This window comes from Mycolicibacterium diernhoferi, from assembly GCF_019456655.1.
GTDB classification, from domain to species: Bacteria; Actinomycetota; Actinomycetes; order Mycobacteriales; family Mycobacteriaceae; genus Mycobacterium; species Mycobacterium diernhoferi.
Genome location: NZ_CP080332.1, coordinates 225,811 through 248,025 on the forward strand (window position 1 = coordinate 225,811; position 22,215 = coordinate 248,025).

18 protein-coding genes are annotated in these 22,215 nt (G+C 68.7%); 12 read left to right on the forward strand and 6 right to left on the reverse strand.

The window, feature by feature from the left end; all coding sequences use genetic code 11:
- From K0O62_RS01085 to eccD, 11 genes are all read left to right on the forward strand, one after another.
- Positions 1–465, forward strand: a complete 465-nt coding sequence (locus tag K0O62_RS01085) for a hypothetical protein (protein WP_073859424.1) — start codon at positions 1–3, stop codon at positions 463–465.
- Positions 458–2,179 (forward strand): type VII secretion AAA-ATPase EccA, encoded by a 1,722-nt coding sequence (gene eccA, locus K0O62_RS01090; protein WP_073859441.1) that lies wholly within the window; start codon positions 458–460, stop codon positions 2,177–2,179. The genes K0O62_RS01085 and eccA overlap by 8 nt, the downstream gene beginning before the upstream one ends.
- 2 nt (positions 2,180–2,181) lie before the next feature.
- Positions 2,182–3,732 carry a type VII secretion protein EccB gene (eccB, locus tag K0O62_RS01095; RefSeq protein ID WP_073859423.1) on the forward strand — a complete coding sequence of 517 codons (1,551 nt, stop codon included), beginning with the start codon at positions 2,182–2,184 and terminating at the stop codon, positions 3,730–3,732.
- The gene (gene eccCa / locus K0O62_RS01100; protein ID WP_073859422.1) at positions 3,729–5,966 is read left to right on the forward strand and encodes a type VII secretion protein EccCa; all 2,238 of its coding nucleotides are present in this window, start codon (positions 3,729–3,731) and stop codon (positions 5,964–5,966) included. Before eccB ends, eccCa begins: the two co-directional genes overlap by 4 nt.
- Before the next feature lie 31 nt (positions 5,967–5,997).
- Entirely contained in the window at positions 5,998–7,776 is a 1,779-nt protein-coding gene (gene eccCb, locus K0O62_RS01105) for a type VII secretion protein EccCb (RefSeq protein ID WP_073859421.1), read from the forward strand.
- A 149-nt stretch (positions 7,777–7,925) separates the two neighbouring features.
- A complete protein-coding gene (locus tag K0O62_RS01110; RefSeq protein WP_073859420.1) occupies positions 7,926–8,222 on the forward strand; it encodes a PE domain-containing protein in 297 nt (98 codons plus the stop codon).
- Positions 8,223–8,278: 56 nt separating this feature from the next.
- A complete protein-coding gene (locus tag K0O62_RS01115) occupies positions 8,279–9,619 on the forward strand; it encodes a PPE family protein (protein ID WP_234800300.1) in 1,341 nt (446 codons plus the stop codon).
- Between the two features lie 91 nt (positions 9,620–9,710).
- Positions 9,711–10,010: a WXG100 family type VII secretion target gene (locus K0O62_RS01120; protein ID WP_073859418.1), complete on the forward strand. Its 300-nt coding sequence runs from the start codon at positions 9,711–9,713 to the stop codon at positions 10,008–10,010.
- A 30-nt stretch (positions 10,011–10,040) separates the two neighbouring features.
- Complete coding sequence (locus tag K0O62_RS01125; RefSeq protein WP_073859417.1) at positions 10,041–10,328, forward strand: WXG100 family type VII secretion target; 288 nt, start codon at positions 10,041–10,043, stop codon at positions 10,326–10,328.
- An 87-nt stretch (positions 10,329–10,415) separates the two neighbouring features.
- Positions 10,416–11,864, forward strand: coding sequence for a MinD/ParA family ATP-binding protein (locus tag K0O62_RS01130; protein ID WP_073859416.1), 1,449 nt, complete (start codon positions 10,416–10,418; stop codon positions 11,862–11,864).
- Positions 11,861–13,399, forward strand: a complete 1,539-nt coding sequence (gene eccD, locus K0O62_RS01135) for a type VII secretion integral membrane protein EccD (protein WP_073859415.1) — start codon at positions 11,861–11,863, stop codon at positions 13,397–13,399. The genes K0O62_RS01130 and eccD overlap by 4 nt, the downstream gene beginning before the upstream one ends.
- Here the strand turns inward: eccD and K0O62_RS01140 are convergent.
- From K0O62_RS01140 to mycP, 4 genes are read right to left on the reverse strand one after another with little or no spacing between them, the layout of a single operon-like run.
- Positions 13,396–13,710, reverse strand: coding sequence for a YbaB/EbfC family nucleoid-associated protein (locus K0O62_RS01140; protein ID WP_073859440.1), 315 nt, complete (start codon positions 13,708–13,710; stop codon positions 13,396–13,398). The two genes, eccD and K0O62_RS01140, sit on opposite strands and share 4 nt — an antisense overlap.
- Before the next feature lie 26 nt (positions 13,711–13,736).
- Entirely contained in the window at positions 13,737–15,269 is a 1,533-nt protein-coding gene (locus K0O62_RS28840) for a PPE domain-containing protein (RefSeq protein WP_073859414.1), read from the reverse strand.
- On the reverse strand, positions 15,266–16,669 hold the full coding sequence (gene eccE, locus K0O62_RS01150; RefSeq protein ID WP_073859413.1) for a type VII secretion protein EccE: 1,404 nt from the start codon (positions 16,667–16,669) through the stop codon (positions 15,266–15,268). Before eccE ends, K0O62_RS28840 begins: the two co-directional genes overlap by 4 nt.
- On the reverse strand, positions 16,666–18,012 hold the full coding sequence (mycP, locus tag K0O62_RS01155) for a type VII secretion-associated serine protease mycosin (protein WP_073859412.1): 1,347 nt from the start codon (positions 18,010–18,012) through the stop codon (positions 16,666–16,668). Before mycP ends, eccE begins: the two co-directional genes overlap by 4 nt.
- Positions 18,013–18,451: 439 nt before the next feature.
- On the opposite strand from mycP, the gene K0O62_RS01160 reads away from it, so the two are divergent.
- Entirely contained in the window at positions 18,452–19,888 is a 1,437-nt protein-coding gene (locus tag K0O62_RS01160) for a hypothetical protein (protein WP_073859411.1), read from the forward strand.
- 70 nt (positions 19,889–19,958) lie between these two features.
- On the opposite strand, the gene K0O62_RS01165 is transcribed toward K0O62_RS01160, so the two are convergent.
- Both K0O62_RS01165 and K0O62_RS01170 read right to left on the reverse strand, forming a co-directional pair.
- Complete coding sequence (locus K0O62_RS01165; protein WP_073859410.1) at positions 19,959–20,216, reverse strand: HPr family phosphocarrier protein; 258 nt, start codon at positions 20,214–20,216, stop codon at positions 19,959–19,961.
- Positions 20,217–20,247: 31 nt separating this feature from the next.
- On the reverse strand, positions 20,248–22,215 hold the full coding sequence (locus tag K0O62_RS01170; RefSeq protein ID WP_073859409.1) for a PTS fructose transporter subunit IIABC: 1,968 nt from the start codon (positions 22,213–22,215) through the stop codon (positions 20,248–20,250).

Below are 22,215 nucleotides of genomic sequence, written 5' to 3' on the forward strand. Positions count from 1 at the left end.
ATGGGCAACCCGCCGTATGACGACACCGACACCGACACCGACGCCGGCGACCACGGGCTCGAGGCCTTCGACGACCATCTGCCGGCCCTGCCCGAGGACACGGCCGAAACCGGCGCCGTCGCCGACATCGGTGAGACCTTGTTCGCTGTCACCAATCCCCCGGGGACGGTGACGGTTTCGGCGTTCTTCGACGGGCGGGTGCACCGCGTCGAGTTGTCTCCCGAGGTGACGGGCGTGCCGGAGGACCAGTTGGCCGCCGAGATCGTGGTGATCGCCGGTCTGGCAACCCGGCGCGCCAAGGCCGCCCAGTTCTCGTACATGCTCGAAGGTATGCAGGGGCACGGGTACGACACCGTCGACACCCGGGACTTCTTGCACCGCACCGTCGGGCTCCCCTCCCCGGAGGAGGCCGACGCCGCGCAGGCCGAGGTCTTCGCGACTCGATATGCGGGTGACCATGACTGAACATCTCTCCAGCCTGTTCGGCACCGCGGTCGGCATGCTGCCGACCGCCCCGGCCCGATCCCTGGAGCTCTTCACCGAGATCACCTCGGCCGACGAGACCGCATGCGACGCCTGGGTCGGGAGGTTGCGCTGCGGTGACACCGACCGCGCCACCCTGTTCCGGGCCTGGTACTCGCGCAACAACTTCGGCCAGCTGGCCGGCAGCGCCGAGATCTCGATGAACAGTGTCAACGCCCGGATACCGATCGGCGGGTTGTACGGCGACATCACCTACCCGGTGAACTCGCCGTTGGCGATCACCATGGCGTTCGCGGTGCGGGAGGCCGCCGAGGGCAACTTCGCGGATGCGATGGAGGCTCTCGACGACGCGCCGGCGATGGGAGCCGAGTACCTGGTGTCCTGGATCCGGGCGGTGATCTACGGTGCGGCGGAACGCTGGACCGACGTGATCGACGAAGTCCGCGCGGCGTCCGGGTGGCCGGACAAGTTCCTCGGCGCCGCCGCCGGCGTCGCCCACGGTGTCGCGGTGACCAACCTCGGCCTGTTCACCGAGGCCGAACGGCGGCTCACCGAGTCCAATGCCTCACCGGCCGGAGAAGCCTGCGCCCCGGCCATCGCCTGGTACCTGGCGATGGCGCGCCGCAGTCAGGGCAACGAGGAGGCCGCCGTCGCGCTGCTGGAGTGGCTGCAGGCCACCCATCCGTCACCGAAGGTATCGGCGGCGCTCAAGGATCCGTCGCACCGGTTGATCACGACCACGGCCGAGAAGATCGCCGCCCGGACCGACCCCTGGGACCCGGCCAGCGTGCAGGCCGACAACTCGGGGAGGGAGAAGCTGCTCGCCGAGGCTCAGGCCGAACTGGACCGCCAGATCGGCCTGAGCCGGGTCAAGGAGCAGATCGAGAAGTACCGCGCGGCAACCCAGATGGCCAAGGTGCGGGCCGCCCGTGGGATGAAGGTGGGCCAGCAGTCCAAGCACATGATCTTCACCGGCCCACCCGGAACCGGTAAGACCACCATCGCCCGGGTGGTCGCCAACATCCTGGCCGGGCTGGGCGTGATCGCCGAACCGAAGCTGGTGGAGACCTCCCGCAAGGACTTCGTGGCCGAGTACGAGGGCCAGTCGGCGGTCAAGACCTCGCGAGCCATCGACCGCGCGGTCGGCGGGGTGTTGTTCATCGACGAGGCCTACACCCTGGTCCAGGAGCGCGACGGGCGGGCGGACCCGTTCGGCACCGAGGCGCTGGACACGCTGCTGGCCCGGATGGAGAACGACCGTGACCGCCTGGTGGTGATCATCGCCGGCTACAGCGCCGACATCGACCGGCTGCTGGAATCCAATGACGGTCTGCGGTCGCGTTTCTCGACTCGGGTCGAGTTCGATTCGTACTCCGCCGAGGACATCGTCGACATCTCGAAGGTCATTGCCGAGGCCAACGACTCGCAGTTGAGCGAGGAAGCCGCCAAGCGGGTGCTCGATGCCGCGACCCTGCTGCAGGATCGCACGCTGAACGGTAAGCCGGCACTGGACATCGCCGGTAACGGCCGGTACGCGCGGCAGCTGGTCGAGGCCGGGGAGCAGAGCCGGGACATGCGGCTGGCCCGCTCCCTGGACATCGAGAGCCTCGATGTGGCACAACTCAGCGAGATCAGTGCCGAGGACATGAGTTCCGCGATCGCCGCGGTGCACGCCCGGCTGAACATCGGCGAGTAGCGATGGCAGGTTTCCGGCTCACCACCAAGGTTCAGGTCAGTGGCTGGCGATTCCTGCTCCGTCGTGTCGAGCACGCGATCGTGCGGCGCGACACCCGGATGTTCGACGATCCGCTGCAGTTCTACAGCCGGGCGGTGATGGCCGGTGTCGTCATCGCGGTGGTGGTCTGCATCGGTGCGGTTCTGCTCGCCTATTTCAAGCCACTGGGCAAGCGAGGTTCGGACACCCTGCTGGTGGATCGCACGACCAACCAGCTGTACGTGCTGGTGCCCGGATCCGACGATCTGCGGCCGGTGTACAACTTGACCTCGGCGCGGCTCGTGCTGGGAAACCCCGCCAACCCGTCGGCGGTGAAATCCGAAGAGCTGAACCGGATGCCGAAGGGACAGCCGATCGGCATCCCGGGCGCGCCCTATGCCACCCCGCTCGGTGCCCCGACCTCGAGTTGGTCGTTGTGCGACACCGTGATCAAGCCGGACAGCGTGGCCCCCGAGGTGCAGACCTCGGCCCTGGTGATGCCGCTGGCGACGGACGCCTCGGTCGGGCCGATCAAAGCGAACCAGGGTGTGCTGGTCACCTATCAGGGCCGTACCTGGCTGGTCACCCAGGACGGCCGGCATTCCATCGACCTGGCCAACCGGGCCGTCACCTCCGCGGTGGGGATCCCGGTCACGGCCAAGGCGACCCCGATCTCGACCGGGCTGTTCAATGCGCTACCGAACGTCGGACCCTGGCAACTGCCTGCGGTGCCGTCCGCCGGAGGCCCGAATACCGTTGGGCTGCCGCCGAATCTGGTGATCGGATCGGTTTTCAAGACCATCACCGACAACACCGAACAGCGCTATGTGGTGCTGAGCGACGGGGTGGCCAAGGTCAACGGCACCACCGCGGCGGCGCTGCGTGCCACCAACTCGTTCGGGCTGATCACCTCACCGTCGGTGGAAGCCAGTGACGTCGCGGCAATCCCGGAGGAGGTGTTCGTGTCCCCGCTGCCCGATGAACCGATGGACATCCGGCTGCCGCAGGACGCGCCCACGCTGTGCTGGTCCTGGCAGCGTGAACCGGGAGACCAGGCGCCGCGGCAGACCGTCATCAGCGGCAGGCACCTTCCGGTGCCGGCCTCTCGGATGAACGGTGGCATCGATCAGATTGCCGGTGATGCAACCGTGTTCATCGATGGCGGCCAGTTCGTCCGGCTCCAGTCGCCAGACCCCCGGTACGGCGAGAGCCTCTACTACGTGGACCCGCAGGGCGTGCGGTACGGGCTGCCGAACGAGGACACCGCCGGCGCGCTGGGCCTGAGCGGCCCGTTGACCGCACCGTGGCAGGTGGTCAGCCTGCTGATCGATGGGCCGGTGCTGACCAGGCAGGCCGCCCTCCTCGAACACGACACGCTGCCCCCGGACCCCAACCCGCGCAAGGTCGATGGCGCCCCGAACCAGGCGACACCGGTCGGTGCGGCGAACCCGCCGCCCGCGCCGGGCGCGCCGGCGGCCGGATTGCCCGCGCCGGCCCCGGGCTCGCCACTGCCTCCCGAAGGAGCAGGCGGATGACGACCAAGAAGTTCACCCCGATCATCAAACGCGGGCCCCGGCTCACACCGGGCGAAATCAACATCACCCCACCGGACGACCTGGGCATCGACATCCCACCGTCGGGCATCCAGAAGGCGCTGCCCTGGGTGATGGGCGGCGGCATGCTCGGGATGATCGCGATCATGATCTTCACCGGGATCCGGCAGTTGTCGCCTTACATGCTGATGATGCCGCTGATGATGATCATGGCGACCGTCGGATTCATGGCCGGCGGTGGTCCGGGCGGCAAGAAGGTGCCCGAGATCAACGCCGATCGCAAGGAGTACCTGCGTTACCTGGCCGGGCTGCGCACCCGGGTGACGACATCGGCGGCCGCGCAGGTGACCTTCTTCAACTACCACGCGCCGCACCCGGAAGATCTGTTGTCCATCGTCGGGACCCACCGGCAGTGGTCCCGGCAGGCCAATGCCGACTTCTACGCGGCCACCCGGATCGGGGTCGGCGCCGAGCCGGCGGTCGACCGGTTGCTCAAGCCGTCGGTCGGCGGTGAGCTCGCCGGGCCGCAGGGCGCACCGCAGCCGCATCTGGAGCCGGTCAGCCACATGTGGCTGATCAAATTCCTGCGTACCCACGGATTGATCCACGACTGCCCGAAACTGGTGCAGCTGCGGACCTTTCCCACCATCGCGGTCGGTGGCGACCAGGAACGCGCGGCCCGGCTGCTGACCGCGATGATCTGTCACCTGGCGGTGTTCCATCCGCCGGACCTGCTGCAGATCCGGGTGCTCACCGACAGTCCGGAAGACCCGGAGTGGACCTGGCTGAAGTGGTTGCCGCATGTGCAGCATCAGACCGACACCGACGCGGCCGGCCCGACCCGGCTGGTGTTCACCCGCCCGGACGCCCTGGCCGATCTGACCGCGCGCGGGCCGCACACCGCGGATGCGGCACCCAGCGGGCCCTATGTCGTGGTCATCGATCTCACCGGGGGCAAGGCCGGCTTCCCGGTCGACGGTCGGGCGGGCGTCACCGTCATCACGCTGGGCAACCACCGGGGCTCGGCCTACCGGATCCGCCTCGACGCCGACGGCTCCGCCGATGACCGGCTGCCGAACCAGACGTTCCGGCTGGTGGCCAACGCCGCCGACCAGATGACGCCGGCACAGGCCGGCCGGCTGGCGCGCAAGCTCGCCGGCTGGTCGATCACCGGCACGATCATCGACCGCAATACCCGGGTGCAGAAGAAGGTCGCCACCGAATGGCATCAGCTGGTCGGCGCGCAATCCGTCGAGGAGGTGACACCGGCACGCTGGCGGATGTTCACCGACACCGACCGCGACCGGCTCAAGATTCCGTTCGGCCACGAACTCAAGACCGGCGACATCATGTACCTCGACATCAAGGAGGGCGCGGAGTTCGGCGCCGGCCCGCACGGCATGTTGATCGGGACCACCGGCTCCGGAAAGTCCGAATTCCTTCGCACCCTGATCCTCTCGTTGGCCGCGACCCACCATCCAGACCAGGTGAACCTGCTGCTGACCGACTTCAAGGGCGGATCGACCTTCCTGGGCATGGAGAAACTGCCGCACACCGCGGCGGTGGTGACCAACATGGAGGAGGAGGCCGAGCTGGTCAGTCGGATGGGGGAGGTGCTCTCCGGTGAACTCGACCGCCGCCAGTCCATCCTGCGCCAGGCCGGCATCCAGGTCGGCGCGGCCGGTGCGCTCTCCGGTGTGGCCGAGTACGAGAAACATCGTGAGCGGGGCGCCGATCTGGCGCCGTTGCCGACGTTGTTCGTCGTCGTCGACGAGTTCGCCGAGCTTCTGCAGAACCATCCGGACTTCATCGCGCTGTTCGACCGGATCTGCCGGGTCGGCCGCTCACTGCGGGTGCACCTGCTGCTGGCCACGCAGTCGCTGAACACCGGCGGCGTCCGCATCGACAAGCTGGAGCCGAACCTCACCTATCGAATCGCACTGCGCACCACGAGTTCTGCCGAGTCCAAGGCGGTGATCGGCACCCCGGAGGCGCAGTACATCACCAACAAGGAAAGCGGTGTGGGCTTCCTGCGGGTCGGCATGGAGGATCCGGTGAAGTTCCGAAGTGTCTACACCGGAACCAACCACGTACCCGCGTCGGCGATCACCGCCGACGGTGAGGTGGCGCCCCGGCAGCATCCGCCGAGCGAGGTGCGGATCCAGCCGTTCACCGCCGCGCCGATGATGGATGCGACCGGGGTGACGTCGCGATGACCGTCAGTGAAGGGCCGGAGGCGGATCGCGCATGACGACGGCAGAGGAACCGCGCGTTCTGCGGGAGGTGGTGCTCGGTCAGCTGGCCACCGGGGAGGCCCGCGCCTACAAGATGTGGCTGCCGCCGCTGACCGATCCCACACCGGTCGACGAACTCGTGGAACGCGATCAGCGCCAACCGCTGCGCTTCGGTCTCGGCATCATGGACGAGCCACGCCGGCACCGCCAGGAGGTGTGGGGCATCGATGTTTCCGCCGCGGCCGGCAACATCGCGATCGGCGGTGCGCCGCAGACCGGAAAGTCGACTTTCCTGCAGACGTTGGTGCTTTCGGCGGCTGCCACCCATACCCCGCGTCAGGTGCAGTTCTATTGCATCGATCTCGGCGGCGGTGGCCTGATGTATCTGGAGGACCTGCCGCACGTCGGTGGCGTGGCCACCCGCTCTGAGCCGGACCGGGTGAACCGGGCCGTCGCCGAGATGAAAGCCGTTCTGCGCCAGCGGGAGGCGATGTTCAAGCAGTTCCGGGTGGGCTCGATCTCCAGTTACCGCCAGATGCGGGAGGACCCCCAGCATCCGGCCTCCGCAGACCCGTTCGGAGACGTCTTCCTGGTGATCGACGGTTGGCCGGCGTTCGTGGCGGAGTTCCCCGATCTGGAACCGGTGGTGCAGGATCTGGCCGGGCAGGGGCTGGCCTTCGGCGTGCACACCATCATCTCCACGCCGCGCTGGACGGAGCTGAAGTCCCGGGTCCGTGACTATCTGGGCACCAAGGTCGAGTTCCGCCTCGGCGATGTCAATGAGACCCAGGTGGACCGGATGACCCGGGATATCCCGGCGAATCGGCCGGGCCGCGCCATCTCGATGGAGAGGCACCACCTGATGATGGGCGTGCCGCGGCTGGACGGGGTGCACAGCGCCGCGGACATCGTCCCGGCGATCACCGCGGCCGTCGAGCACATCGCCGCACTGCACACCGACGAGGCGCCGCGGGTCCGGGTGCTGCCCGAGCGGATCCATCTGCGCGAGCTCGATCCGGCGCCGCCCGGACCGGATTCGGATTACCGCACCCGGTGGACCATTCCGCTGGGGATCCGCGAATCCGACCTGTCGGTGGCGGCCAACAACATGGCGATCACCCCGCATCTGCTGATCTTCGGAGCGCCCAAGTCGGGTAAGACGACGATCGCGCACGCCGTCGCGCAGGCGATCTGCGCGCGCAACAGCCCGCAGCAGGTGCGCTTCATGCTCGCCGACTACCGGTCCGGGCTGCTGGACGCGGTGCCGCAGAGCCATCTGCTCGACGCCGGCGCGGTCAACCGCAACAGCACCACGCTGGAGGAGTCCATCAAGGCGCTGGCGGTCAACCTCAAGAAGCGTCTGCCTCCACCCGATCTGACCACCGCGCAACTGCGTTCGCGGTCCTGGTGGACGGGCCCGGATGTGGTCCTGCTGGTGGACGATTGGCACATGATCGTCGCGGCCGGCGGGATGATGCCGCCGATGGCTCCGCTGGCCCCGTTGTTGCCGGCGGCGGCGGATATCGGGCTGCACATCGTGGTGACCTGTCAGATGAGCCAGGCGCATCGGGCGACCATGGACAAGTTCGTCGGCGCCGCCTACGGCGCCGGATCCCCGACCCTGTTCCTGTCGGGGGAGAAGACGGAATTCCCGACGAGCGAGTTCAAACTCAAGCGCAGGCCCCCTGGCCAGGCACTTCTGGTGTCGCCGGACGGCAAGGAAGTCGTGCAGGCGGCCTACATCGATCCCCCGGCAGAAGAAGTGCTCCTAGCACACCCAAACCGCGGTTAGGATGGGATTCGAGGCGCTTCAGCAAAATTTACGACTGGGCGCCAGCAACGGGTCGGGGGGAACGATTCTGATGCGACGGAGCAACGGCTGCGTCCCCCCTTATGGAAGCTATTTCCAGCAGTTTTGGAATCTGTGAGGAGGAACGGCACATGCAACCCATGCAGCACAACCCCGCGGTGGTGGGCATCGGCGGCCAGGTGGTCGCAAACGGTTCACGTGGCCTGGCGACCGGGACGGCCGCCACCGCGGAGGCGGCCGCGCTGGTACCGGCCGGAGCGGAAGAGGTATCGGCGCAGGCTGTGATCGCTTTTGCCGGTGAGAGCGTGCAGATGGCCGCACTGAACGCGTACGCGCAGCAGGAACTGGCACGTGCCGGCGCCGCCTATCTGGAGGCGACCGGCATCTACACGACGGTGGACGGCGAAGCCGCCGCGACACTCTCCTAGCCCCATCCGGCTTCCGCTCCCGACGAGACCGAGCAGCAGACCATGGCCAGCAAACTATGACAACGGTACCCGCAATCGTGCCGATGCTGTATGCGGCGTTGCCACCGGAGATCAACACCGGCCGCCTGATGGCGGGTGCCGGTGCTGCGCCGATGTACCAGGCTGCTGCTGCTTGGGAGATGCTCGCCATCGCCATGGAGACCCAGGCCGAGGAGCTGTCGGCCAGTCTGGCCTCGCTGGCGGGGGCTTGGCAGGGCGGGGCGAGCGAGCGGGCGGTGCAGGCGACCATGCCGATGGTGGTGTGGCTGCGGACCAGTGCGCTGCAGGCGCAGAAACGGGCCATGCAGGCCATTGCGCAGGCAAACTCGTATCTGCTGGCGATGGCGGTCACTCCACCGCTGGTCGAGATCGAATTGAACCATGTCACCCACGCGGTGCTGGAGGCGACGAACTTCCTGGGCGTGAACGCGATCCCGATCGGCATCAACGAGTTCGACTACTTCGTGCGGATGTGGACCCAGGCCGCCACCGCGATGCACGGCTACCAGGCAGAGACCGCGGCGAATACGGTGTTCGAACCGATCTCGCCGTTGAAACCCATCGTGATGCCCGGTGTCGGCGAGGCCGCACTGGGATTCGCGTCGGGCAGACTCGCCGCGACGCTGCCCGGATCGATCATGCGGGAGACGGCGTTCGCGCACGTGACCGCCCAGGCGACCACCGAGTCGGCCGCACTGCTGGCCGGACGTGGTGCGGCACTGGGTAATCAAGCGGCCAACGCGGCGCAGAGCCAGACCCGCAAGGCCGACAACACCGCGCAGCAGGCCCAGGGCGAGCCCGAGCAGCTGATGAGTTCCGTGCAGCAGGGCGCGCAGATGGGTATGCAGCTCGGATCCCAGCTGGGTTCCATGGCGATGCAGGCGCCGCAGCAGATGATGCAGTCCGTCGCGCAACCGATGCAGCAACTGGTCGCACCCCTGCAGCAGGTCAGTTCGATCTTCGGGCAGATGGGTTCCGGTGGACCGAACAACGGCGCCCAGTTCGGGTTGATGGGTGCGAGCCCGTTCTCGAACCACCCGCTGGCCGGCGGAGCCGGTCCGGCCACCGGTGCCGGCCTGGTGCGGGCGGCCTCGCTGCCCGGTGCGGGCGGCAGCATGGCGAGCACGCCACTGATGAACAGCCTTGTCGCACAACCATCGACCACGGCTGCCGCACCGGTCGGCGCCGCGGCAGGCGGCAGCGGTTCGGGTCTGGCCCCGGTGGGGGGCGCCGGCGGCGGACCGATGGGGGCGATGGGGAATGCCGGCAAGAGCGGCGGCAAGAAGCAGAGCCTCGCGGCGCCGTCGCAGCTCGCCCATGATCTGGGCGAGGAAGAGGACGACGGGGACGACTGGTGAATCGTCACACGACACATGACTTCCCGGCCGAGGGGGCTGGAAGACTCGCCATCCGTGGTGAGGACACAGGAAAACAGAAAGAGTACCGAGCATGGCAATGAATACCGATGCCGCTGTCCTCGCCAAGGAGGCAGCGAATTTCGAGAGCATTTCCGGCGAACTGAAGGGGGTCATCGCTCAGGTCGAGTCGACCGGCGGTGCGCTCGCCGCGCAGATGGTCGGCCAGGCCGGCACCGCCGCCCAGGCGGCGCTGATGCGCTTCCACGAGGCCGCCGCGCGTCAGGTCCAGGAGCTCAACGACATCTCCGCCAACATCCACACTTCCGGTACGCAGTACACCGCGACCGACGATGACCAGGCCGCGACGCTGTCGTCGGCGATGAACCTCTGACCTCGACGACTTTGTAGAAGGAGCTGACACATGACGAATCAAGTTTGGGATTTCGGTGGAATCGAAGGCGGCGCCGGCGAGATCCACGGCGCCGTGGGCGTCACCCAGGGACTGCTCGACGAAGGCAAGGCCTCGCTCGCCTCGCTCGCCTCGGTGTGGGGAGGCTCCGGCTCGGAGGCCTACCAGGCGGTGCAGATGCGTTGGGACAGCACCTCCGCCGAGCTCAACGCTGCGCTGCAGAACCTCGCGCAGACCATCAGCGAGGCCGGATCGTCCATGGCACAGACCGAAGCCGGTGTCACCGGGATGTTCGCCTGATACCACGCGACCTCGGGTGGGCGGACCAGCCTTGGCATGTCCGCCCACCCAGTGCGTTTCGTGGTCCGTCTGACTTGAGAGGTATCTATGTCGGCCGACTATGACCGGCTCTTCCACTCCTCGGGTGCTGCCGACGCGGCCGACGAGGACGCCGCACACCGCGAAGGCGGATCGTCGCCTACCGGGGCCGGCCCGATGCCGATCAGCCCATCCGGGTCGGGCGCACCCGGTTACGCCGGTGAGCACGTGGCCCCGCCCATGCCGATCGCGCCCGCCTCGACGTCCGCGGCTGCGCCGCCGACGCAGACCTCGTCGGCGCCGCCCGAGCGAGCCACCGAGGTCACCACACAGATTCCTGCGACGCCCTCGACCACCGGGCCGCAGCGTGTCCAGAACGGGATGCTGCGCACGCCGCAGACCAACCCGTCACCCGGCGCCCGGTTCGAGCAGCATTACGCCGCGCCGCCGCCACAGCCGCGCCCGGCTCCGGCCCCGGCACCGAGCCAGCACTTCAACACCGAGGCAACGGAATCCACCTGGTCCCCGGCTCAACCTCCGCCCGCCACCGGGCAGCCGGCCCCGACATCGGCGGCCACCATGGGCAACCACCGCGCGATCGACGCACTGTCGCATGTCGGCGTGCGCGCCGCGGTGAAGATGCCCTCCCAACGCGGGTGGCGGCATTGGCTCTACATGCTGACCCGGATCAACATGGGTCCCTCGCCGGACGAGTTGTACGAGATGGACCTGCAGGCACGCGTCCGCCGAAATGCCCGGGACTCGTACCAGATCGGTGTGTTCGGGCTCAAGGGCGGAGTCGGCAAGACCGCCGTCACCGTGGCGCTGGGGTCTGCCTTGAGCCGGGTCCGGGGCGACCGCATCCTGGCCATCGACGCCGACCCCGATGGTGGCAACCTGGCCGATCGGGCCGGCAGGCAGTCCGCGGCGACCGTCTCGGATCTGTTGTCGGACAAGGAATTGTCGAGGTACAACGATATCCGCGCGTACACCAGCATGAACGCCGCGAACCTGGAGGTGCTGTCCTCCGAGGAGTACAGCGCCGCCCGTCGGGAGTTCAACGACGAGGACTGGAAAGCCGCCATCGGGGTGGTCTCCCGGTACTACAACCTGGTGCTCGCCGACTGCGGTGCGGGGCTGTTCACCAACTCGTCGCGCGGGGTGCTGTCCACCGTCTCGGGCATGGTCATCGTGGCCAGCGCCTCGATCGACGGGGCGCGTCAGGCGGCGGTGACGATGGACTGGTTGCGCCAGAACGGATATCAGGATCTGCTCGGCCGGTCGTGTGTGGTGGTCAACCACGTCACCCCCGGAAAGACGAACATCGACGTCGAGGACCTGGTCCAGCAGTTCGAGCGGCATGTGGCTCCCGGCCGGGTCGTGGTGTTGCCCTGGGACAAGCACATCGCCGCGGGCACCGAGATCCAGCTGGAACTGCTCGGCCAGACCTTCCAGCGGCGCATCCTGGAACTGGCCGCGGCACTGTCCGATGACTTCGACAGGCTCGAACGGCGTTGACCACCACCGCAGCCCCGTCCGGGGCCTCCGCGCCGTCGGCGGTCACCCCGGGCCGGCCCTCGACCACCAGGGTCACCATCCTGACCGGCCGGCGGATGACGGACCTGGTGCTGCCGTCGTCGGCGCCGATCGAGGCCTATATCGACGAGACCGTGTCGGTGCTGGCCGAGTTGCTCGATGATGCCCCCGCCGATGTGTTGTCGGGCTTCGACTTCAAGGCACAGGGCGTATGGGCGTTCGCCCGGCCCGGTGCGCCGCCGCTGAAGGCGAGCGAATCGCTGGATGATTCGGGGGTGGTCGACGGCTCGCTGCTGACCCTGGTTTCGGTGAGTCGGACCGAGCGCTACCGGCCGCTCGTGGAGGACGTCATCGACGCCATCGCGGTGCTGGACGAGTCCCCGGAGTTCGACCGCGGCTCGCTGAACCGGTTCGTGGGATTGGCGATCCCGGCGGTGTCGACCACCGGCACGCTGACCGCACTGGCGGCCTGGGCCCAGTCCGGGCAGTCGTGGTGGTGGGCGGTCGCGCTGGCGGTGCTGGGGCTGGGTCTGCTCGCCGGTGGCATGGTGTCGCAGAGCCGGTACCAGAACATCGATCTGGCCGAGAGCCTGATGCTGGCCGCGTTGCCGCCGTTGGCCGCGGCGGCGGCGCTGGCGGTGCCATTGCCCAGGGAGGCCGACGGACTCGGCGCGCCACAGCTTGCCGCCGCAGCCGGGTTGACACTGCTGTTCACGCTGGCCACCCGCGGTGGGCCGCGCAGACGGGCCGATGTGGCGTCGTTCATCGCGGTGCTGACGGTGGCGATCACCGCGGCAGCCATCACCTTCGGCTACGGCGGTCAGGAGTGGGTACCGGCCGGTGCCATCGCATTCGGACTGATCGTGGTCACCAACGCCGCGAAACTGACGGTCGCGGTGGCCCGCATAGCGTTGCCGCCGATTCCGGCGCCGGGGGAGGCCGTCACCAACGACGAACTGCTGGACCCGGTTTCGCGGCCCGACATCGCCGACGAGGAATCGCCGACCTGGCAGGCGATCATCGCGTCGGTACCGGACTCCGCGGCGCGGCTCACCGAGCGCAGTCAGCTGTCGAAACAACTGCTCATCGGGTTTTTGTCGGCCGGAGCGGTGATCCTGGCCGGTGGGGCGATCTCGGTAGTGGTGCAGGGGCACTTCTTCGTGCACAGCATGATCGTGGCCGGGCTGGTCACCGTGATCTGCGGGTTCCGGTCCCGGCTGTACGCCGAGCGGTGGTGCGCCTGGGCGTTGATGGCCGTGACCGTCGCCGTCCCGACCGGGGTGGCGATCCGGCTGTGCCAGTGGTACCCGGACCGGGCTTGGCTGGTGCTGGCGATCTACCTGCTCGTCGCGGTGGTCGCGCTGATCACGGTCGCTGCCACCGATAACGTCAACCGGCTGTCACCGGTCACCAAACGCATCTTCGAGTTGTTGGACGGGGCCTCGATCGCTGCCGTCATCCCGCTGCTGCTGTGGATCGCCGGCGTCTACGACCTGTTGCGCAACCTGCGTTTCTAGGGGGTCCCGGTGATCTCGGCGACCGCCTCGTTGAGGCGGTCCTGGTCGGCGGCAATGGATTCCGACGCTTCGGCGGTGGCGTTGAGCAACGCCTCGTTCAGGCGCTGCTCCACGGTGTCCGAGCCCAGGCGCAGCAGACCGTCGGCGATGAAGACGTCGACCAGATGCTGGTGCCCGTTGAGGGTCACCTCGACGGTCTCGGATTCGTCTGTGGCGGTGAAGGACTCACTGGCCATCTTGTGGAGCTGCTGATCCATCAGTTCTTGCAGGCGGCCGGCCTGACGCAGCACCGCAGCCACCTCGGGGTGCATCCCGGTATCGCCGGCGGGATCGGTGCTCACTTGGCATCCTTGTCCTGCACGTCCCTGCGCCGCCGGTTCCCGATCACGGGCTCAGTGTAGGGCCGGTCCTCCACGTACAGTTCCTCATCCGGCGCGAAGCGCGGGTCGCGGCGTTTCTCCTTGCCCTGCTGGCCACCGCCGTGGCCCATGCCGCCCATACCGCCCATGCCGGCGCCCATGGCCGAGGCCGGAATGGCGCCGGACCCGCCACCGCGCGCGGCCGCAGGTCCCGGAGCCACGGTCTCGGGCCCGACGTTGGGCTGCAACGGCATCGACGGGACACCGCCACCGCCGGCGCCCCCACCAGAGCCGCCGCCGGCGCCCGCCGGGGAGACGCCCGGATCGTCGAGGCCCAGATCTGGCAGCCCGGGCTCGGGCATGCCACCAGCGGGTAGCCCGCCACCGGGGAGACCGCCGGAGGGCGTGCCTCCGGAGGGCGTGCCGCCGGAAGGGGAACCCCCACCCGGTGGTGACCCGCCGCCCGCGGGCGGACCGCCACCCGGCGGGGCGCTCGGGGCCTGCCCCGGTGCGGCGGTGCCCACGGGCTGCGGCGCGGTCGCTGTTGGCGATCCGCCGCCGGATCCGGCACCCGATCCGCCGCCGGTGCCGTCCGTGCCCGGGCCGGTGGGTTTCTCCTCGAGCTTCTTGAACTTGCCACTCCGGTCGAGCTTCGTGCCGGGAGAATTCAAGGCAGCACGGATCGGTGGCGCCGGCGGTTTCACCGGCGTGATCATCGATCCGGCGGCGTACTCGCTGAGCACCTGTTCGGACCGGGCCTGCAATTGCTGGTACTTGACCATCAGCAGCGCCATCTGGGCTGCGTCGGTGGTGCTGCGCAACGGGACGGTGACCGCCTGGACCTCGGCCTCGGTCGGGTGCGCGGCGACGGCGCTGCGATGGACGCCGGACAGATGCCTGGCATGCTCGGCCAGTGTCCGCGCGGCGTCCGCCATCTCCTGCAACCATGCCTTGTGACGGCCCAGCGCAGTGCCCGCGACCTCGGCGGCGGTGCCCTCCCAGCCGATGGCGTCCAGGTCGAAAACCTCGGCACGTGCGTCCAATTGGCCGGCGTAGGCGGTCCAGTCCGAGGCGAAGTCATCCAGTGTGGCGGCCTGGTCGGGCTGGGCGATCTGCTTGGCGGCGACCTCGACGTCCAGGTAGCCCGGTGGCGCCGGGCAGCCCGCAATGGGCATGTGCGGCGTGGGAATCGCGCCGTCGGCCTGGGGAACTTCGGCCGCTGCGATCTCGGCCACGGTACCGTCGAGTGCTGCCGCTCCGGCCGCATCGGTCGCTTCGTAGGTGGCGGCCGCCCCCTGGAACGCCCGTGAGAGCAGCTTGGCCTCTTCCTGTCCGGCCTCGATGAAGGACTTCATACCGTCGCCCTCGGCGATGACCTGCCGGACGGCGACGCCGGCGAGATCCAGGCCGCAGGGGGGATTCGGTGGTGTCGGTGTGGCCGGCAACGGTATGTCGAGTTGGGCAGCCTTGTTCCGCAGGTCTGCGGGCTCCACCTCCAAGGGCGCTGTCATGACACCCCCTCCAATGCCATCTGGTAGCGGCTCTCCTCACGCGGATTGATCAACCGGATCGGTAGCTGACCGTGCCGCGGAGTCTCGATGAAGTTGCTGCGCAACACAACCCGGCCGATCCCGGGATGGGGGCCGAGATAGGTCGTCGAATTGGGCCAGGACACCTTGGCCACCTGCCCGATCCGGCCGTTGACGAAACCGGCGAATTCGCCGAACTGAGGGCCGAGCGTGATGACTCCGCCGGCCGCCGCGGATCGGATCACGAACTGGGTGAACAACCGGGCGTCGCCGAGATTGATGCTGACGTCGACATCGTCGAACGGCATGTACACCGGGTAACGGTCGGCGGTCTCGCCGATGAGCACACCGGCCGACCCGATGGGCAGCTCGTAGTGCCGGTCGGTGACCGGGCTCTGCCCCAGCAGGGCTGCCCGCTGGCCGCCGAACAGGCACGAAAATCCGCGCGGTGTCGATGGATTGGCGAGCGTGGTCAGCAGGACCGTGGTGGTGGGCGCCTGGCCGGGCCGGATCCGCACCCGGGTGATGGTGTGATCGGCGCGTGCCGACCACCACATGTCGGGTCCGCCCGGCGCCACGTACGCGGCGGTGAAGGTGCTGCGACCCTTGATCGAGGACCAGGATTCACGTTCGAAACTGATTTCGGTGGCGCGGTCGAAGTCATCGAAGCTGCGACTGCAGCGCGCATCGATCCCGTTGCCGGCCAGTTGATCCGCGATGCGGGTGGCCGAGGCGACCAGATACCGGGCCAGCCCCGAGACGCCGGCGTCGCGGCGTTGAGCGGGCCTGCGGGTGTCCTCGGGGTCGGCGCGCAGCACGATCCAGGTTCGGCGGTTCGCCGGGGCCGGGTAGGGGCCGACCACCTGTTCGTAGAGCGCGACCAGCCCGGCCGGTGCCGTCTTCCCGACGCGGAACCCGGCCGACACCACATCGGCTTCGACTTCCGGGCAGTGCGCCCGGAGAAGTTCTTCCACCACGCGGGTATCGACCACGTCATCGGTGAACGCCTCGCCGTCGACCAGCACGGTCGGGGTGAACGGCCGGGGGATCAGCTCGATGATCGCGACGAGATGGTCGCCCTGCCAGCGCACCGCGACGTGATCGCCGGGGAGCACCGTCGATCCCACGGCCGGCTCCGAGGGTGGCGGTGGCGGTGTGGTGTGCCGTCTCCGCCAGGAGAACAGGGCCGCAATCCAGCCGGTCGCCCGGCGGCCACGGACGGTGAGTGTGGTCGCGGTGGCGATCAACACGGCCAAGACGATGCCGAGCCAGAGCAGATGGAGTGCGGAGAAGATCGCGACGACGGCCGGGATGAGGATCGCCGCCCACAACAGGTGGCCGGTGCTGAAGCGGAAACCGAACTGGCCGAGGAACTCCTTCATCGGCGCCTCATGGCTCGTCGGGCCAGCGCGCCGATCCCGAGGACCAGTGCCAGGCCGGCGCCGATCAGCACGACCATGGTGATCGGGCCGCGGTCGGGAGGGTCGATGACCACCGGGGGCGGTAATTGCTTGACCCGGTAGGGCGCCGCCTTCGGGCCGGGCGGGACATCCCAGGTCAGCGCCGCCACCGGGTCGATGACCCCGGCGCCGACGTAGTTGTCCACCCCGCCGCCGGGGTGGCGGGCGGTGGAGGTGATGCGGTTCGTGATCTGAGCGGCGGTCAGGTCCGGGAAGCGTTGGATGAGCAAGGCGGCCAGGCCCGAAACGTACGCGGCGGCAAAGGAAGTACCGGCGATCGGGATAGGCCCGTCGGCGCCGTTGAGCGCGTTCACCGGATTACCGTCGTAGCCGAGCGCGGTGATGTTCTCCGCCGGCGCGGCGGCGTCGACCCAGGGCCCGGACATCGAGAAGGTGCTGGGCTGACCGGTCTGCCCGATACCGCCGACGGTGAGCACCAGCGGCGAGTACCAGGCGGGCGACACGATGGTCTGGACCTGTTTCCAACCGCGTGGATCGTTGGGCACATCGGCTTCCGGTGGCGGATTCTGCGTGCAGTCCTGACCGGTATTCCCCGCTGCCACAACAACGATCGCCCCCTTGATGTTGACCGCGAAGTTGATCGCCGCGCCCACCGTGGCCTCGTCGATGGGCCGGGTCGACTTGTAGCAGGCGGCCTCGCTGATGTTGATGACCTGGGCGCCGAGGTTGGCCGCATGCACGATGGAGCGCGCCAGGCTGCGGAGCGATCCGGCGGTCTGGGTGCTGTTCGGATCGTTCGGGTCACTGCGCGAACCCACCGGCTGGAAGTTGTCCGAGGTCTGGCGCAACGACAGGATCCGTGCCTGCGGGGCGACCCCGACGAACCCGTCGGTGGGTGCGGGCCGACCCGCGATGATGGCCGCGGTCAGGGTGCCGTGTGAGTCGCAGTCCGACATCCCGTTGCCGGCCTTGTCCACGAAATCACCGCCGGGTTCGGCGGGCACCCGGGGCGAACCGTTCACGCCGGTGTCGATGACCGCGACGGTCACCCCCGCGCCGGTGGCGAACTTCTGCGCATCGGCGATGCGCAGGTAGTCGTTCGCCCACGGCCTGTCGGTGAAATTCGAGTCCGGGAAGCTGATGGGCGAAGAGCACTGGCGACGTTGCTCGGTCGGCTGGTCGGGGCCGGTCTCGTCGGGCGGAACGGCTGCCGCGTCGATGGTCGGTGGCTCGATCGCGGTGGCCGGCGGCGCCGTCAGCAGGACCAGCGCCATGGCCGCGAGCAGCGCACCGATGCGTCGCACAGTTGTTCTCCCCCTTGCAATCCCCGGTTGCGGGTGGTGCTGACACGACCCGCGGCAGAGAAAAAGCCACCTTCCGGCGGCGTACGAACGCCGTCGGCCGAGCTGTCACCTTTGCCAGAGCAAGTTTAGTGCTGTGCGGACCCGCCACGTTCCGCTTTCTCGGTCCGCTCCGCCGCGGACTGCGCCGACCGAATCCGCTGTTCACCGGGGGCGCTGAGGCTGATGCCGAACGCAAAATTGAGGGGCGCTAAATAAGGTTAGGCGATCCTATTGCCAATTAGCTAAGGCTAAGTTAATGTTCCGTCCGCACTTGGCAAATTTTAACTAAGGCGTCAGTAAGTCACCACCAGGAGAGAACGTGTACCTAACAGCCCCCGCCGCTGCCGCGGCCGGCGCATCGTGCGTCGCAGCCCCCTCGGCTTCCCGCCCTAATCGGTTCATGATTGCCGGTGTGGCGGCGGCCGGTGCCGCAGCCATGGCGATCAACCCGGTCGCCCCGATGGTCCCGGCCCTGCCGGATGTCAAGCAACACGCCATCCAGCTCGCGGCAAACCCGCTCGCGGACTTCGGTGGGCTGTTCAAGAACACCCTCACCAACGTCGGCGTGCTCGGCGACCAGGTGATCGCCGGCACGATCCCGGCCGTGGCGCAGGCCATCACCAACCCGCAGCTGTACGCCGACTTCATCAAGTTCCTCGGCTCCAACGTGCTGAACCCGCTGCCCGCATTGCAGCAGGTCCTCGGCTTCAACTCGCTCTACGGCGGCGTCCTGGGCCTCGGCATGAAGGAAGGCGCCGTAGCGCTGCAGGAGCGACTGCAGCAGCTTCCCGGCAAGCTGGCAGCCACCTTCGAGTTCCTGCAGAAGGGGCAGTTCGTCGAGGCGTTCAGTGAGATCAACGTCTGGTTCCTGGTGAGCATCGAGCGCGCCCTGGTGCCGCTGCTGCCCACGCTGGGCATCCCCGGCGACATCCTGGCGGCGCTGCCCGGCGGCGAGCGCCTCTCGGCGGTGTTCGACACCATCCTCAAGCGCGGCATCTTCACCGAGTTCACCCGGTCGATCATGGGCCCGCCGATCACCGCGCTGCTGCAGTTCTCGGTGATCCTGGACACCGTGCGGCACGCGGTGGTCACCGGTGACGCCAAGACCGCCATCAGCGAACTGGTCGCTCTGCCGATCAAGGTCGTCAACGCCTTCGTCAACGGCTTCACCCCGCCGTTCGAAACCCGTAGCCCGTGGACGGGCGTCCTGGGCCCGAAGGGCACGCTGACCTACTTCCTGCACGACCTGCCCAAGGCGTTGTTCGACGCCATCAACAACCCGGTGTACCCGACGCCGCCGGTCACCACGCCCACCACACCGGCACTGGCCCAGGCGACGTCGATCTCGACGGGCGGCGCCACCGTGGCCGTCGACCTCGCCGACGAGTCGTCGGCCGAGGCCGCCCCGGTCGCCGGGGACGCGCCGGCGGAGGCTCCGGTCGGAGCGCCGGAGGAGACCGTGGTCCCCGTCGCCGAGGAGGAAGACGACAGCGAGGCCGCCGATGAGGCCGCCGATGAGGCGGTCGACGAGGCCGCCGACGAGGCGGGTGACGAGGCCGGTGGCGGCGCGGACGGGTCGGACAGCCTGTCCGATGACGACAGCGAAGCCGATACCGACGGCGATGAGGACCGGGACTCCTTGTCGGGCAACGGCTCGACCGGCAACGGTTCGACCGCGCAGGACGATTCCGACACCGACAGCGACAGCGACTCGGACAGCGGCTCGTCGCGCGGCGGCTCCTCGTCGAGCAGCGGCTCGACCGATGGCGACTCGTCGACCGGCAGCTCGTCCGGTGGGAGCGGCTCGGGCGGCGACAGCTCGGGTAGCGACGACTAGCCACACCCCGTGATCGTGAGATGGCCCCCTCGGAAACGAGGGGGCCATCTTCGTTCTGCGCAGGATGCGGTCAGGCGTCGAGATCCTGGGTGACCAGGTCGGCGATGGTGGCCAGCGCCGCCTCGTCCTCGGAGGCCACCGTGACCTGTGCGCCGTGGCCGGCGCCCAGCGTCATGATCATCAGGGCGGAGCCGGCGTCCACGGGTTCGCCGCCGTCGACGGACAGGGTCACCTCTGCCCCCGCGTTGACAACGGCCTCGGCGATGATCGCGGCCGGCCGCGCGTGCAGGCCGATCGAGGATCCGACGGTGACGGTCTTCTCGGGCATTGCGTAACTCCTTCTCGTTGGGTGGTGCGGGTCAGGCGGAAACAGCGCGGCGGGGCGAGATGAACTGCTTGGCGGCGACGACCGTGAGAGCCGAGACGACGGTTCCCGCCACCAGTGCGATCAGGAACCACAACAGGTTGCCGATCGCGAAGAACACGAAGATGCCGCCGTGCGGGGCCCGCAGCGTCACGCCGAACGCCATGCACAGCGCACCGGTGATGGCACCGCCGAACATCATCGACGGGATGACCCGGAGCGGGTCGGCAGCGGCGAACGGGATGGCGCCCTCGGAGATGAACGAGGCACCGAGTAGCCAAGCGGCGCGGCCGTTCTCCTTCTCCGGCTCGCTGAACAGTCCCGGCCGGATCGTCGTGGCCAGCGCCATCGCCAACGGCGGCACCATGCCGGCGGCCATCACCGCGGCCATGATCTGGAACGACCCGGTGGTGGCCGCGGCGAGACCCGCGGTGGCGAAGGCGTAGGCCGCCTTGTTGACCGGGCCACCGAGGTCGAAGCACATCATCAGACCGAGGATCACCCCGAGCAGCACCGCCGAGGTGCCGGTCAACCCGTTGAGCCAGTCGGTCAGGCCGGTGTTGATCAGGGCCAGCGGCCGGCCGATCAGGAAGAACATGATCAGGCCGACGACCAGCGAGGCGACCAGCGGGATGATCACGACCGGCATCAGGCCGCGCAGCCATTGCGGCACCTTGAGATTGCTGATCCACAGCGCGACGAACCCGGCGATCACGCCGCCGACGATGCCGCCGATGAAGCCGCCGCCGACGAACACCGCCAGCGCACCGGCGGTGAAGCCGGGGGCGAGGCCCGGCCGGTCGGCGATCGCGAACGCGATGTAGCCGGCCAGCGCGGGCACCAGGAAGTTGAAGGCCAATCCACCGAGGGTGAACAGGATGGCGCCGAGGTACTGCATCAGACCACCCTCGGGCAGGTTGGTCAGCGAGTTGTTCAAGGCGATGTCGTTGCCGTTGTCGGTGATCTCGTAGCCGCCGAACAGGAAGCCCAGCGCGATGAGCAGACCGCCCGCCGCGACGAACGGGATCATGTAGCTCACCCCGGTGAGCAGGATCTGTCGGGTGCGGGTGCCCCAGCCGACGTCCGAAGAACCCTCGGTGTCGGCCGCCGCGCCGGCACTGCCCTCTACCCGGGGAGCCTTCGGATTGTCCGCGGCGGCAACCGCTTCGGCGATCATGGTGTCGGGCTCGTTGATTGCGCGTTTCACGCCGGAGGCGATCACCGGCTTGCCGGCGAATCGGCCGCGGTCCTTGACGCCCACGTCGGTGGCGAAGATGACGGCGTCGGCCCGGGCGATGGTCGAGGCGGGCAGTGGGGTGCTGCCCGAGGAGCCCTGGGTCTCCACCACCAGGTCGACGTCGGCGCGTTCGGCGGCCAGCTTCAGCGCGTCCGCGGCCATGTAGGTGTGCGCGATCCCGGTGGGGCAGGCCGTGATCGCCGCGATGGTCTTGCGCGTGGCGGGCGGTTGCGCGGGCTCGGCGGCCGGTGTCGGACTCGCCGGCGCCGGATTGACGACCCCGTCGACCAGCGCGACGAGTTCGTCGGCCGTGGTCGCCGTCCTCAGTGATTCGACGAAGTCCTTGCGCACCAGTGCGCGGGCCAGGCTGGACAGCAGCTTCATGTGCTCCTGGCCGCCGGATTCCGGTGCGGCGATGAGGAACACCAGGTCGGCGGGTCCGTCCGGAGCGCCGAAGTCGACCTTCGGGGACAGCCGGGCGAAGCCGATCGTCGGGGTGTCGACGTAAGGCGAGCGGCAGTGCGGGATCGCGATGCCACCGGGCAGCCCGGTGGCGGACTGGGCTTCACGGGCCATCGCCGCGGTGATCAGGCCGTCGGCGTCGGTGGTCCGACCGGCGCGGGCCAGCAGTCCGGCGATGCGCGAGATGACGGCCTGCTTGTCGGTGCCGGCGTCGGCGTCGAGCAGGACCAGGTCGGTGCTGATCACCGAGGTTGTACTGGACAT

Excerpts from the sequence above, each read along its gene's own strand:
- K0O62_RS01110 (WP_073859420.1), top strand. The coding sequence starts at position 7,926 with ATGCAACCCATGCAGCACAACCCCGCGGTGGTGGGCATCGGCGGCCAG.
- eccA (WP_073859441.1), top strand. The coding sequence starts at position 458 with ATGACTGAACATCTCTCCAGCCTGTTCGGCACCGCGGTCGGCATGCTG.
- K0O62_RS28840 (WP_073859414.1), bottom strand. The coding sequence starts at position 15,269 with ATGACAGCGCCCTTGGAGGTGGAGCCCGCAGACCTGCGGAACAAGGCT.
- K0O62_RS01125 (WP_073859417.1), top strand. The coding sequence starts at position 10,041 with ATGACGAATCAAGTTTGGGATTTCGGTGGAATCGAAGGCGGCGCCGGC.
- eccCb (WP_073859421.1), top strand. The coding sequence starts at position 5,998 with ATGACGACGGCAGAGGAACCGCGCGTTCTGCGGGAGGTGGTGCTCGGT.
- eccCa (WP_073859422.1), top strand. The coding sequence starts at position 3,729 with ATGACGACCAAGAAGTTCACCCCGATCATCAAACGCGGGCCCCGGCTC.
- eccB (WP_073859423.1), top strand. The coding sequence starts at position 2,182 with ATGGCAGGTTTCCGGCTCACCACCAAGGTTCAGGTCAGTGGCTGGCGA.
- K0O62_RS01085 (WP_073859424.1), top strand. The coding sequence starts at position 1 with ATGGGCAACCCGCCGTATGACGACACCGACACCGACACCGACGCCGGC.
- K0O62_RS01115 (WP_234800300.1), top strand. The coding sequence starts at position 8,279 with ATGACAACGGTACCCGCAATCGTGCCGATGCTGTATGCGGCGTTGCCA.
- K0O62_RS01120 (WP_073859418.1), top strand. The coding sequence starts at position 9,711 with ATGGCAATGAATACCGATGCCGCTGTCCTCGCCAAGGAGGCAGCGAAT.
- K0O62_RS01165 (WP_073859410.1), bottom strand. The coding sequence starts at position 20,216 with ATGCCCGAGAAGACCGTCACCGTCGGATCCTCGATCGGCCTGCACGCG.
- K0O62_RS01170 (WP_073859409.1), bottom strand. The coding sequence starts at position 22,215 with ATGTCCAGTACAACCTCGGTGATCAGCACCGACCTGGTCCTGCTCGAC.
- K0O62_RS01130 (WP_073859416.1), top strand. The coding sequence starts at position 10,416 with ATGTCGGCCGACTATGACCGGCTCTTCCACTCCTCGGGTGCTGCCGAC.
- K0O62_RS01140 (WP_073859440.1), bottom strand. The coding sequence starts at position 13,710 with ATGCACCCCGAGGTGGCTGCGGTGCTGCGTCAGGCCGGCCGCCTGCAA.
- eccE (WP_073859413.1), bottom strand. The coding sequence starts at position 16,669 with ATGAAGGAGTTCCTCGGCCAGTTCGGTTTCCGCTTCAGCACCGGCCAC.
- K0O62_RS01160 (WP_073859411.1), top strand. The coding sequence starts at position 18,452 with ATGATTGCCGGTGTGGCGGCGGCCGGTGCCGCAGCCATGGCGATCAAC.